This is a genomic window from Arenibacter sp. 6A1 (genome assembly GCF_012272855.1).
Classification (GTDB): domain Bacteria; phylum Bacteroidota; class Bacteroidia; order Flavobacteriales; family Flavobacteriaceae; genus Arenibacter.
In genome coordinates this window covers 179641-192409 of sequence record NZ_JAAXCQ010000004.1, presented here as the reverse complement: position 1 = coordinate 192409, position 12769 = coordinate 179641, and the positions used below count along the sequence as shown (strand labels likewise).

Here is a 12769-nt window from a genome sequence, read left to right as displayed (position 1 = left end):
TTATGCCGTGGAACAACCAATCAGAATACTTATTGTAGAGGATAATGTCATAATCGCCGATGACATGCAATCGATGCTGGAAGAAATAGGTTACGAAATAGTAGACAATGTTATAGTATATGAACAAGCTGTAGAAGTATTAAAAAATAAAGAGGTCGATTTAGTACTGATCGACATTATTTTGGCTTCTGATAAAACAGGTATAGATTTAGGAAAACACATCAGGGAAAACTATAGCATTCCCTTTATATTCGTTACCTCCAATTCTGATAGAGCTACTGTTGAAAATGCAAAAACAGTAAAACCCAATGGTTATTTGGTAAAACCTTTTGAGCAACAAGATCTTTATACATCTATAGAAATTGCCCTGTCCAATTTTACAGAAATAAAGAAGAATGGGGAAAAGGACGAAGAGGAAGACGATAAGTTAATGTCTAATAAGGTGCTGAAGGATTCCATTTTTGTGAAAAAACAGCATTTATATTATCGAATCCAATTTGGGGATATTAAGTTTATCAAAGCCGACAATGTGTATTTGGAAGTAAATACGGTCGATAAAAAGTTTTTGGTTCGCTCCCCTCTAAAAGATTATTTGGAAAAGCTGCCTCAGCATAAGTTTTACAGGGCACATAAGTCGTATATCGTCAATGTAGATCATATCGATGCGATCAATTCCAGGGATATCTTAATAAACGATACTTTAATTCCGATTTCTAAGGAATTCAAGGAATTTATAATTTCTGCGATGAATTCCTAAATCAATCATTTTAAGAGCTACGGTATTAAATAAAAAGGCACCTATTAGGGTGTCTTTCTTGTTTGTCCTGGTCCGGGAGCTGGTGTAGCCCAATCTTTTACATTGTGGGCGTGGCACTGTTTATATAGAAATATATTGTTAGAGGGAGGCTAAATACCACTGAGGCCGTGGATTATTGAATTGACCCTTCTTGTTGGAAGTGATTTTGTTTCATTTTCGAATTGATTGGTTTTTGATTAATTTTGGCGCAGGTACTACTAAGTGCCATAACACCTTAATGATCCTCATAAATGATTTTTGATCTTCATCCAAGTTGGCAAAAGCCGCTACAACCTGAACTTGACAAACCTTATTTTTCCGTTTTAAATGATTTTGTAAAACAAGAGTATGCCAAGCATGTTTGCTACCCTAAGAAGGAAGCTATTTTTGCGGCCTTTGACTTCTGTAATTTTCAGGACACCAAGGTGGTTATTTTGGGGCAAGACCCTTATCATGGCCCTGGGCAGGCCAATGGTCTTTGTTTTTCGGTAAATGAGGGCGTGGGGCATCCGCCTTCCCTGATGAATATTTTTAAGGAAATGGAAGCAGATCTGGGAAAAAGATATCCACTTAGTGGCAATCTGGAGGCTTGGGCAAAACAAGGGGTCTTATTGTTAAATGCCACCTTAACCGTACGCGAGAGGGAGGCTGCTAGCCATCAGAAACAAGGATGGGAAACTTTTACCGATGCTGTTATCGAAAAAGTTTCCCAAGAAAAGGAGGGAATAGTGTTTTTGTTATGGGGAGGTTTTGCTAAAAAGAAAGCAAAATTAATAGATGCTAAAAAACATCATATCTTAACCTCCGGACACCCTTCTCCTTTAAGTGCCAATAGAGGGTACTGGTTTGGTAACAAGCACTTTTCTATGACCAATGAAATATTAAAAAAAGCCAATAGACCTCTTATTTCTTGGTAAATACCAAGTCCTCGTACGGCATGCATTGACTTATTAAATTTAAGTCGATGAGCGTTTCCTGAACCTGTTTTAAGGTGTTGGGAGCAAGGTTCTTCTGGCTCCATCGCGTGAGGGTCATCCATTGCTGAAGATCCTCTAATTGCTGGCTGTAATTATTGGCTAAGGTGCGATCTATACTTGGTATTTGTTTAAATTCGAGCGTGTAGCTGTTAATCACTTCTAAAATGTGGTTTAAGACGGTAGAATTCTCGGCTATGAATTTGTCCGTGGCTGCAATTACGAAACAAGGCCATGGGGTAGGACAATCCGTAATTCGTCTAAAAATGCCCTTATCGACTATTGGTTTGGTTGTAAACCTTTCCCACATGAAATAATCGGCAGTGCCATCGCTTAAGGCCTCAACGGCCCCATCGAGGTTATTGATTACTTCAAAGTTTAGTCCTTCTGTGTCCCAACCCTGATTTTGCGCGTTTACATAAGCCATTAAATGGCTACCACTGCCATACCTGCTTATGGCCGCCTTTTTGCCTTTGAGGTCGTCCATATGGTGTAGGTCGCTATTGGCGCCAACATGGATTCCCCATAAAAGAGGACTGGCAATGTATTCTTGTACAATCTTGGACGGATTGCCTTCTGTAATGCTTTTAGTGATTCCTTCGGTGAGGATAATGGCTAAATCTGTTTCTTGGTCTTTCAGCATTTGCGCCATTTTACCCGTTCCTTCAGGAATGTCGGTCCATTCCAGTTGAATGCCCCGGGCTTCAAAGGCACCTTCTTCAATGGCTAAATGCCAAGGGAAATTAAAATGTTCCGGAACACCGATAATAGTAACTTTTTTCAATATTAATGTTGTTATGTTAATGTAAAATAAGGATTTAAAGGGTAAGGTAGCTGCCGTTTTACAGCGCTTCAAAAATCGCTCTTGACATTAGGCTGTGGTCTTGTCCTATAGTCCTTTGGTTAATTTGTCTAAGGTATATGTAATTAGTTCATGGATAGATTTTTCTGGTTTGGTAGAAAATTCTCCCGTACTTCTATTGGCTAAAATGCAGTTTAAAGAAACGGCGCGGTGGCCTAGTAATTTTGAAAGACCATAAATGCCAGAGGTTTCCATTTCCAGATTGGATATTTGTTTGTCTTTAAATTTAAAACTTGCAAGCTTGGAATTCAGTTTGTCGTCCTGCGTTTTTAATCGCAGTGTACGACCTTGTGGACCATAGAACCCCACATTGGTAGCAGTAAAGCCATATCGGATTTTATCTGATGTCAAAATTTCTGCCAATTCTTTATCACAACCAACCACATAGGGAGTCGATTTGTCTTTGCACCAATTGGTATGTTGTATAAATGCTTGTTGTATTTCGTGATGCTGAATACTGCTGCTGTCATAAAAATGCAATAGACTATCCAGTCCAATGGCATGCTCGCTCAACAAAAAAGAATCAATAGGGATGTGGGGCTGTATGGCCCCCGAGGTGCCAATACGGATAATATTGAGGGAGGTGGGGTGTTTTTTTACCGTCCTGCTGTTGAAATCGATATTGACCAAAGCGTCGAGTTCGTTCAATACAATATCAATATTATCAGTGCCTATTCCCGTTGAAATAACGCTAATGCGTTTACCCTTTAAGGTGCCGGTATGGGTGTGGAATTCCCTTTTTCCTTTTTTGATTTCAATAGTATCAAAATATTGGGAAACCAAGGGTACTCTATCAGGATCACCTACGGTTATAATGGTGTCCGATAGGTCTTCTGGCAGTAAATTAAGGTGGTAGATGCTATGGTCGGCATTAAGGATGAGCTCGGATGAACCAATCTTCATGTTATAATTTTAATATGCGGTTGGTTTCTGAATTGTATAGGAAACTATATTTTAAGGCGCCGCCCAAATAGGCGGTGTTTTCTTGGATACAAGAATAATAACTAGTCTTTCCTTCTAAAATTGCGATTCCTTTTTTAGAAAGTTTAACAGGGTTGAAATCAGTGAACAAAGGTGTAAGTTTTGTAATGACCCTTGTGTACTGGGTGTCACCAAAACCGTAGTTGCCCTGATTTTTCAACACTGTTTTAAGCAAGTCGATTTTTGTTTTTGGGCTTTCCTTGACGGCCAATCTCAAGATGTTGTTTTCTACTTCGTTCAAACCATTTTTTATGGTCGGGAAACGCATCAAATGAGACCTAATGGCTCCGGAAAGATATTTAAATTGGAAATCATCAAAATCCATTAAATTTTCTAGTCGGATAGGATTGTCACTACAATAAAGTTGCCATACGTAATCGGCGTATTCAACATCATCTTGGGTTAAAAACGTACGGTTTTCGTATAAATTCTTTAATTCTTCCTTGTTTAAGTCGGTTAGGTTCAATAATGGACTAGAGTTTTCATCATCCACATGACAAACCATAGATATTTCTGCATAAGGCCTATGCGTCTTTAACCAACTGATAACAGCAAGCATGTTAATTTGGCAGAAAAGATCGTAATCAAACCACAAAACAATATGGTCTTCCTTTTTATGGCTACAAAGCGAACGGTATTCCTTTAAAGTTTTATCAATAAACCAAGACTTGGAGACCTTGTAGTTTTTATTCAGGAAATCAAATCTAGTCTTCCAAAAGGATTCACTACCGACATTGGTCTCTGTCTTTCCTTCGCACAACATTTCTCGCCAAGTGATAATGTCCCCTGGCAATTTTAGGCCCTTAAGTTTTTTGGTGAACAGGTCACCATTTGTTATGTGTAACTGGGAATTCATTGTCTTGGTAGTTTAGGTTGTGACTATTAAAAGTAGTGATTTATTCTATGGACTAAAAATAATTAACAAAACTCTAACCTCCTACACGCTTCACTTTAAAGCCTTTATCTTTTAATATGGTCATTATTTTATCTCGGTAATCACCTTGGATGATAATACTGTCATCTTTAAAACTTCCTCCAACGCTGAGTTTTGTCTTTAATTCTTTGGCCAGTTTTTTAAAATCTTCTTCTGCGCCGGTATACCCTTCCAAAATAGTGGTAGGTTTTCCTTTTCTCTTTTCGTATTTGCAAATAATGGGATCATCTTGCATCCAAATTCCCGTGTCATCCTTGGCATTTTTTTTGTCTTCGGAAGCATTGGTAGAAACTTCGTGGTCTGGAAATAGATTTTTTAATTGATCTTGTAGGTCCATGTTAAAAGTAATATAATTTGATTTTAATTTATTTGATAAAATTATTCTGTCGGAAATCCCGGATCGGCAATGATTTCTTCTATTTGTTGTACGTGTCGCTCTGTGTGTGCGGCGATAAACAACAGGATCTGATAGGCGTCTAGGGTCCCAAAAGGCACCTGCTGATAGCGGTTCCTTAGATCCTCCTGTGTGTTTTTAATGAATTCGATATGTTGGTCACGCTTGGTTTTGAAATTTTCTAATGCGGCCTCGTGAGAGCCATATTTTCCGGTCGGTTCAAATGCCTTGCTAGTTTTTACCTTGTTCGATCGGTCTGAGATCATCGCAAGAATCTGTTCATCTGAATGATTCACTTCAGATCTTTTTGCAGTATCGGGCTGTATTTCCAATGTTGCTAATAGCATATCGAAGATCATATTTTCCGAGACGGCAATATGTTCGGTACAATCGGCAATAGACCAGGAATCTTCCGATGCTTTATAAGTGAGCTGTTCTTCACTTAAATTCGCCATAGTGTTTAATAAACGATCTCTTGTCGAGGTCATTTCTTTAATGGCGGCTTCTCTTTCGGCATCGGTAAGAGGATTTGTAGTGTTGGTAAAACATAATGACGCCATGGCTAATACTATAACTGCTAAAGTCTTCATAATACGTAATTTTAAAGGGTTAATTTGTTGTATTTCCTTAACGCCATGAATGTCTACAGCCAAAAAGGGCGTTTTATGCCTTAATAAGTCCTAATTCTATTAATCTTTCATGTAAATACTCCCCGGCAGTAATATCTTCATATTGTTTGGGATTGTTTTCATCGACACAATTTTCCAGACAATTTAAAGGCATCTCACTGATAGGGTGCATAAAAAAAGGAACAGAGTACCTTGAAGTACCCCACAGTTCGCGAGGCGGATTGACTACTTGGTGAATGGTAGATTTTAATTTGTTGTTCGTCAGTCGAGAAAGCATGTCCCCTACATTGATCATTAATTCATCGGGACGTGCAATAGCATCTACCCAATCGCCATTATGGTTTTTTACCTGTAGGCCTTTTCCATGTGCTCCCATCAATAGGGTGATTAAATTGATATCGCCATGAGCCGCTGCTCTCACAGCATTTTTAGGCTCTTGTGTAATGGGCGGATAGTGAATGGGTCTTAATATGGAATTTCCGTTTTTTATAAACTCATCGAAATAAGATTCTTCCAAATTTAAATGGATCGCCAAGGCTCGCAGTACATATTGTGCGGTCTTTTCTAACATCTTATAGGTTTCCTTGCCAACTTGGTCAAAATTTTTGAGCTCCTTGACGTGCAGGTTTTTTGGGTATTCGGCTTCTAATGTAGGATTGTCCGTTACATATTGACCGAAATGCCAAAACTCTTTTAAATCACCTTCTTTTTTGCCTTTGGCATGTTCCTTTCCAAAGGAAGTATACCCTCTTTGACCACCAAGACCTTCAATTTCGTATTGGTCCTTTACCTCTTGGGGGAGATTGAAAAAATCCTTGATTTCTCGATATAGGTCTTCGATTAGTTTTTCGGATAAAAAATGGCCGCTTAGGGCAACAAAGCCTATGTTTTCAAATGCATTTCCTATTTCTTCGATGAATTTTTGTTTTCTAGATTCATCTCCTGATATAAAATCTGCTAGATTTACACTTGGTATTGCACTCATTATTGCTGTTTTTTAGGATATATCAAAGTTAAGAAATATTAAAGCAACCTTCTTATTAAATTCTGCTAGACATTGTTTTTGTCTTTTCGTTACATTTATACTTCCTTAACCAAATACCATAACATGCACTACAAGGGTCATACTTTAGATAAAGCAACGCAGTTGGAACTATATCAGCAGCTATTAAAGCCACGTCTTATAGAGGAAAAAATGTTAATTCTTTTGCGTCAGGGAAGAATATCCAAATGGTTCAGTGGTATTGGGCAAGAGGCTATTTCTGTGGGTGTTACAGCTGCTTTGTCCGATGACGATTATATCTTGCCCATGCATCGTAACCTCGGGGTTTTTACCACAAGGAACGTTCCATTGAAGCGACTTTTTGCACAATGGCAGGGCAAAAAAAGCGGGTATACCAAGGGCAGGGACCGCAGCTTTCATTTTGGGGCCAAGGAACACAAAATAGTAGGGATGATATCTCATTTGGGCCCCCAACTTGGGGTAGCCGACGGAATAGCCCTAGCAAATTTGCTACAAAAAAAGAAAGCCGTAACCGCGGTTTTTACCGGAGAAGGAGGTACCAGTGAAGGCGATTTTCACGAAGCCCTTAATTTGGCCGCCGTTTGGGATCTGCCAGTGCTATTTTGTATAGAAAACAATAGCTATGGCCTATCTACCCCAACCCATGAGCAGTACAGATGTGAAAACTTGGCCGATAAGGGCGTTGGTTACGGAGTAGAATCGCATATAATAGATGGCAATAATATTATAGAGGTGTTTAATAAAGTAACACAGATTTGCCAAGAAATGCGGAAAAACCCCCGTCCAGTCCTTATAGAGTTTAAAACTTTTAGGATGCGCGGGCATGAGGAGGCAAGTGGTACCAAATATGTGCCACAGCAGCTTTTGGAGGAATGGGGAAAGAAGGACCCTTTGTTGAATTATGAACAATACTTATTTGAAGAAAAAATCTTAACGCCCCAATTAAAGGAGACCTTCATGACTCAGGTGTCTGGCGACATAGAGGAAAGGCTGAAAGAAGCCTTGGGCGAAGAAGAAGTTGTTTTTAACGAGGAAACCGAGCTCAACGATGTTTTTAAAGAATACGATTACCAAGAGCACAAGCCTGCCGGGCTAAGGAACAAAATTCGGTTTGTCGATGCAATATCCCAGGGGTTACGGCAATCCATGGAAAAGCACCAACAGTTGGTCATTATGGGGCAAGACATTGCAGATTACGGAGGTGTATTTAAAATCACGGAGGGATTTGTGGATGCCTTTGGAAAAGACCGGGTCCGCAACACCCCCATTTGTGAGTCGGCCGTGGTTTCTTTGGCAATGGGGCTTTCTATAAATGGAATGAAGGCCGTAGTAGAAATGCAATTTGCAGATTTTGTAAGTACCGGGTTTAACCCTATTGTTAATTACTTGGCCAAAGTACATTATCGTTGGGGAGAGAATGCCGATGTGGTTATCCGTATGCCTTGTGGAGGAGGGGTGGGGGCCGGACCGTTTCATTCCCAGACCAATGAGGCGTGGTTTACCAAAACTCCGGGCTTAAAAGTAGTGTATCCGGCCTTTCCCTATGACGCTAAAGGTATGTTGATCACTGCTATTAACGATCCTAATCCAGTGTTGTTCTTTGAGCACAAAGGCTTGTACCGCAGTAGTTACCAAGAGGTGCCTGCCGATTATTACTCCCTTCCTTTTGGGAAAGCAGCTTTATTAAAAGAAGGAGAGGCTATTACCATAGTCTCTTATGGTCTTGGGGTGCATTGGGTTTTGGAAGCCTTAGAGAAGAATCCTGGTGTGAGTGCCGATGTGTTGGATCTGAGAAGCTTACAGCCATTAGACACAAAAGCCATTTATTCTTCCGTGAAAAAGACAGGAAAACTTATTATCTTGCAAGAAGACAGCATTTTTGGGGGTATGGCCAGCGATATTTCGGCCTTGGTCATGGAGAATTGTTTTGAGTACCTGGATGCCCCGGTAAAAAGGGTAGCAAGTTTACAAACACCAATACCATTTGCAAAATCGTTGGAAGAGAATTATTTACCCAAAGAACGCTTCACAAAGGAGCTTTTAAAATTATTGGATTATTAAGGCAATCCAATATTTTGAACGTATAATTGAAGAATATGATTACGGCAGAGGAAAAACTGAATGAAAGAATTAAGGAGCTCACTTGTTTATACGAGGTAACCTCCATCATCGTGAATTGTGATTACAACCAAATTGAAGATGCTCTGAAAGGAATATTGCAATGTCTTAAAAAGGCTTGGCGTTTTACCAACGACGCCCAAGTGATCATGGTGACGGATCAATACAGCCTATCTACGGCCCCAATTGCAGAAGAGGTCGTTTCCCTGAAATCGAGCATTCGTGTTTTTAATAAGAAAATAGGGCGTATAAAAGTTTCCTATCCCGCTCAAAAATACCAGGCCTCGGCATTTTTAGAGGAAGAAAGCAAGCTTCTCAAGAATGTGTGCATGGAAGTGGGAAACCTGTTAGAGCGAAAACAGATTAAAGACAATGAGGATATCATTAGAAAAAAAATGGAAAGAGCCGATAGGCTTGGGATTCTTGGTGAAATTACCGCAGGGATCGCCCATGAATTAAATACCCCATTAGCCAATATTCTAGGTTTTTCCGAACTTTTAAAAAGCAGGTTGGAAGACGATTCACAAGCTAGTAAAGATCTCGATAAAATTATAAACAGTACCATTTTTTCTAGGGAAGTGGTCAAAAAGCTGATGTTTTTTGCCTGTGAAATGCCGCAGCAAATGAGCTTGGTCAATATCAATCCCATTATAAGTCATGCAATCAACTTAATGGATCCTATTTTTAAGAAAAACAAGGTAGTTCCAGAGTTGCAGTTTAATGCCGATGATATTTATTTACGGGTAGATTCTATTCAGTTGACCCAAGTGATTTTTAATCTTGTGCTCAATGCGATTTACTTTTCTCCGGTAAGAAGTAAAATAGAAATACAGGTAACAAATAAAGAGGATAGTGTTGTTATATACATCAAAGATCAGGGGCCAGGGATAAATCCAAAAACCAAGGATAAGATTTTTGAGCCCTTTTATAGCACAAAACCTGTTGGAGAGGGCTCGGGATTGGGTTTAAGCGTGGTTCATGGCATAGTGAAAAGTCATAAAGGCACTATAAAATATACTGCTAACAAGCCTAAAGGTACTATCTTTGCCCTTAATTTCCCCAAACAATAGGCGCATGGGCTTTAATAAAGAGAATATCTTAATTGTAGATGATGACGTGAATATTTTAGAGCTGATTCATAGGCACTTACAATCCTTTAATTATCATGCTTATAAGGCCGTATCGGTAAAAGAAGCCTTAGTTATTTTAAAGGACACCCAGATAGATTTATTGATAACCGATCTAAAAATGCCGGAGGTAGATGGCTTTCAGTTGGTAAAATATGTATCAGAGCATTATCCGACATTGCCAAAACTTGTGGTTACTGGTTATCCATCAATAAATGATGCACTACATGTGATTAAGGCCGGAGTGTTAGATTATTTGGTGAAACCTTTTACAAAGGACGAACTCAAGAATGCCGTCTTAAATTCCTTTGCCGGGGCTGTCAAGGAGAAAGAAAATGTCAAGCTCCTCTCAAATTCGCCAAAAGAAAAGAAGCTTGCCTACGGAGAGCTCATCGGGCAATCTGCGGAAATAAAAAAGGTTACCGATATCATTGATCGGGTCAAGGACAATAAGGCCACGGTACTTATAAAGGGTGAAAGTGGTACGGGGAAGGAGCTGGTTGCCCGTTCTGTACATTATATGGGAAAATACTCCAGAGCACCTTTTATAGCCGTCAACTGCGGAGCTATTCCCGAAAATCTTTTAGAGGCCGAACTATTTGGTTACGCCAAAGGAGCTTTTACCGGGGCGAATGAAGATAGGAACGGGTTTTTTCAGGCCGCAAATAAGGGAACTCTTTTCTTAGATGAAATAGGCAACGCCTCACTATCGGTACAATCCAAACTTTTACGGGTACTGCAAGAAAAAGAGGTGACCAAGGTAGGCTCTCAAAAGGCGGAGAAAATAGAGGTAAGGGTTATTGCAGCGACTAATAGCGACCTAAGTGCCCAAGTTAAAAAGGAGCTTTTTAGAGAAGATCTTTATTATAGGTTGACAGTAGTCGAAATTGATGTACCGCCTCTTAGGGATAGAAAATCCGATATACCTTTGTTAGTCGATAAATTCTTGCTCAAATATGGGATAGAATATAAAGACCGATTGTTGGGGATTACCCCCGAGGCCATGGAGCTATTAAAAAGACACCATTGGCCAGGAAATATACGGGAGCTCGAAAATGTTATCCAAAGAGCCGTAATTATGTGCGACAAGCAAATTGAGGTAGCCGATTTGCCCGATAACTTAAAGTTTAAGATAGAATTTCCTGAAGAAGGCCTTCTTCCCTTAAGAGAGATCGAAAAAAAATATATTCTTAAAGTACTCGAAGCTACCAATAACAATAAATCGCAAGCGGCAGAAATTCTGCAAATAGACCGCAAAACTCTTCGGCAAAAAATACAATAACTTTCATAGTTTAATATGGGGAATTACCCCTCACATGGGGAAATACTCCCCACATGAGGGGTGGTCTAAAAACGTCTTTGTTTTTATAACCAACTAATAATAAGCAAGATATACTTTCAATAGGATTAGTGAGGCTTAATTGGCACTGTAGTTGCCTTTATGTTTGTACTAAAAAAAAACTATTATGAGGAATAGTACTAGTTTATGTATCAGTTGTGAGCATTTCGCGAATTGCGTTTTAACCACGAACAAAAATAATATTTGGTCCTGTAACGAATTTGAACCGGGAGACTCAAAGGTTTTGCCTGCTAGCCATTCTTTTAAAATGAAAACAAATCTTAGAGTTTATTAAAAGCAAGAATATGATAACAAAAACAAAAAAAGAATTGAAACAGGGCATGTTGGAAAACGTGATGAGTCAATTTAATCATGCTGCAGACATAATAAATCTTAATCCAAATATTAAAAAAATATTAAGTATAACCAATAATGAACTTATCATTCATTTTCCTGTAAAAATGGATAATGGCGATGTAGAAGTGTTCACGGGCTACCGTGTACAACACAACAACGCATTGGGTCCATATAAAGGAGGGTTGCGGTATCACCCTACGGTAGATATCGATGCGGCCAAGGCACTTGCTATGTGGATGACTTGGAAAACGTCGTTGGTAGGTTTGCCGTACGGAGGCGCCAAAGGTGGGATTCAGATAGACCCCAGCAAATATTCTATCACGGAATTAGAAAGGATTACAAGAAGATTTACCTATGCATTAGGAGATAATATTGGTCCTGAGCACGATATTCCGGCACCGGATGTGAATACAAACTCACAGACCATGGCATGGATCGTAGATACCTATATGTCTACTAAATCGCCTGCCGAGCGTTCTAAGAACCAGCACGTGGTCACAGGAAAACCACTGGGGTCCGGAGGTTCTGAAGGAAGAGACCGCGCTACCGGCTATGGGGTGTTCTTGAATATAAAATTCTGGGCAGAAAAGAAGAAAATAGATTTAAAAAACAAACGATTCATCGTTCAGGGATTCGGGAACGTAGGGTTTTGGACATCTCATTTTTTAGAGCTCGAGGGAGCAAAATTAGTAGGGGTACAGGATGCTTTTGGAACAATTGCCAATCACCAAGGAATAGCAGTCGCTCAGTTAAACGATTATATGCAGGGGAATAAAGGAAGTATCGTCGATTTTCCTAACTCCGTTGCTTTGCCAACAGAAGACTTTTTTGGATTGGATTGTGATATCTGTATTCCTGCCGCATTAGGAAACCAGATCACCGCTGAAAATGCCGATAAAATAAAGGCCTTTTTAATAGCGGAAGGCGCCAATGGCCCAACAGATGTTGAAGCTGAGGAAATATTACTCAATAATGGGGTCGGAATAATTCCGGATATTTTGTGTAATTCTGGAGGGGTGATCGGAAGTTATTTTGAATGGCTTCAAAACCGTAACGGGGAACTTTGGCAGTTGGATGAAGTTTTGGCCAAACTTGACAAGAAAATGAAAGAAATTTTTGATAGGGTTTATGTAAAGGCAGAAGAAAGAAATGGGGACATGAGAACCTCGGCCTATGTGATTGCTATCGAAAGAATTGAAAAGGCCTATGTGCAAAGAGGGATATTTCCATAAAT

At 39.5% G+C, this 12769-nt stretch carries 12 protein-coding genes; 6 read left to right on the top strand and 6 right to left on the bottom strand.

Annotated elements, in window-relative coordinates; genetic code table 11:
- Positions 1-7 precede the first annotated feature (7 nt).
- Together HCG49_RS04850 and HCG49_RS04845 are read left to right on the top strand one after the other, a co-directional pair.
- Positions 8-757 (top strand): LytR/AlgR family response regulator transcription factor, encoded by a 750-nt coding sequence (locus HCG49_RS04850; protein ID WP_072764237.1) that lies wholly within the window; start codon positions 8-10, stop codon positions 755-757.
- Between the two features lie 290 nt (positions 758-1047).
- Positions 1048-1713, top strand: coding sequence for a uracil-DNA glycosylase (locus HCG49_RS04845; protein ID WP_168468417.1), 666 nt, complete (start codon positions 1048-1050; stop codon positions 1711-1713).
- On the opposite strand, the gene HCG49_RS04840 is transcribed toward HCG49_RS04845, so the two are convergent.
- The 6 genes from HCG49_RS04840 to HCG49_RS04815 form a co-directional block, all read right to left on the bottom strand.
- Entirely contained in the window at positions 1700-2554 is an 855-nt protein-coding gene (locus tag HCG49_RS04840; protein ID WP_168468416.1) for a substrate-binding domain-containing protein, read from the bottom strand. The genes HCG49_RS04845 and HCG49_RS04840 overlap by 14 nt on opposite strands.
- 105 nt (positions 2555-2659) lie before the next feature.
- Positions 2660-3535 carry a nucleoside phosphorylase gene (locus HCG49_RS04835; protein WP_168468415.1) on the bottom strand — a complete coding sequence of 292 codons (876 nt, stop codon included), beginning with the start codon at positions 3533-3535 and terminating at the stop codon, positions 2660-2662.
- Position 3536: 1 nt separating this feature from the next.
- Positions 3537-4469 (bottom strand): DUF1835 domain-containing protein, encoded by a 933-nt coding sequence (locus HCG49_RS04830; RefSeq protein WP_168468414.1) that lies wholly within the window; start codon positions 4467-4469, stop codon positions 3537-3539.
- Between the two features lie 73 nt (positions 4470-4542).
- Positions 4543-4884, bottom strand: a complete 342-nt coding sequence (locus HCG49_RS04825) for a translation initiation factor (RefSeq protein WP_168468413.1) — start codon at positions 4882-4884, stop codon at positions 4543-4545.
- 41 nt (positions 4885-4925) lie between these two features.
- The gene (locus tag HCG49_RS04820; protein WP_240938636.1) at positions 4926-5531 is read right to left on the bottom strand and encodes a DinB family protein; all 606 of its coding nucleotides are present in this window, start codon (positions 5529-5531) and stop codon (positions 4926-4928) included.
- A 73-nt stretch (positions 5532-5604) separates the two neighbouring features.
- A complete protein-coding gene (locus HCG49_RS04815) occupies positions 5605-6555 on the bottom strand; it encodes an isopenicillin N synthase family dioxygenase (protein WP_168468412.1) in 951 nt (316 codons plus the stop codon).
- Between the two features lie 123 nt (positions 6556-6678).
- Between HCG49_RS04815 and HCG49_RS04810 the strand changes: the two genes are divergently transcribed.
- The 4 genes from HCG49_RS04810 (at position 6679) to HCG49_RS04795 (ending at position 12767) form a co-directional block, all read left to right on the top strand.
- Positions 6679-8655, top strand: coding sequence for a thiamine pyrophosphate-dependent enzyme (locus HCG49_RS04810; RefSeq protein ID WP_168468411.1), 1977 nt, complete (start codon positions 6679-6681; stop codon positions 8653-8655).
- Between the two features lie 35 nt (positions 8656-8690).
- Complete coding sequence (locus HCG49_RS04805; RefSeq protein WP_168468410.1) at positions 8691-9782, top strand: sensor histidine kinase; 1092 nt, start codon at positions 8691-8693, stop codon at positions 9780-9782.
- Between the two features lie 4 nt (positions 9783-9786).
- A complete protein-coding gene (locus HCG49_RS04800) occupies positions 9787-11121 on the top strand; it encodes a sigma-54-dependent transcriptional regulator (protein WP_168468409.1) in 1335 nt (444 codons plus the stop codon).
- A 362-nt stretch (positions 11122-11483) separates the two neighbouring features.
- The gene (locus tag HCG49_RS04795; protein WP_168468408.1) at positions 11484-12767 is read left to right on the top strand and encodes a Glu/Leu/Phe/Val family dehydrogenase; all 1284 of its coding nucleotides are present in this window, start codon (positions 11484-11486) and stop codon (positions 12765-12767) included.
- Positions 12768-12769: the final 2 nt, after the last annotated feature.

Excerpts from the sequence above, each read along its gene's own strand:
- HCG49_RS04845 (WP_168468417.1), top strand. The coding sequence starts at position 1,048 with ATGATTTTTGATCTTCATCCAAGTTGGCAAAAGCCGCTACAACCTGAA.
- HCG49_RS04835 (WP_168468415.1), bottom strand. The coding sequence starts at position 3,535 with ATGAAGATTGGTTCATCCGAGCTCATCCTTAATGCCGACCATAGCATC.
- HCG49_RS04830 (WP_168468414.1), bottom strand. The coding sequence starts at position 4,469 with ATGAATTCCCAGTTACACATAACAAATGGTGACCTGTTCACCAAAAAA.
- HCG49_RS04825 (WP_168468413.1), bottom strand. The coding sequence starts at position 4,884 with ATGGACCTACAAGATCAATTAAAAAATCTATTTCCAGACCACGAAGTT.
- HCG49_RS04820 (WP_240938636.1), bottom strand. The coding sequence starts at position 5,531 with ATGAAGACTTTAGCAGTTATAGTATTAGCCATGGCGTCATTATGTTTT.
- HCG49_RS04815 (WP_168468412.1), bottom strand. The coding sequence starts at position 6,555 with ATGAGTGCAATACCAAGTGTAAATCTAGCAGATTTTATATCAGGAGAT.
- HCG49_RS04810 (WP_168468411.1), top strand. The coding sequence starts at position 6,679 with ATGCACTACAAGGGTCATACTTTAGATAAAGCAACGCAGTTGGAACTA.
- HCG49_RS04805 (WP_168468410.1), top strand. The coding sequence starts at position 8,691 with ATGATTACGGCAGAGGAAAAACTGAATGAAAGAATTAAGGAGCTCACT.
- HCG49_RS04800 (WP_168468409.1), top strand. The coding sequence starts at position 9,787 with ATGGGCTTTAATAAAGAGAATATCTTAATTGTAGATGATGACGTGAAT.
- HCG49_RS04795 (WP_168468408.1), top strand. The coding sequence starts at position 11,484 with ATGATAACAAAAACAAAAAAAGAATTGAAACAGGGCATGTTGGAAAAC.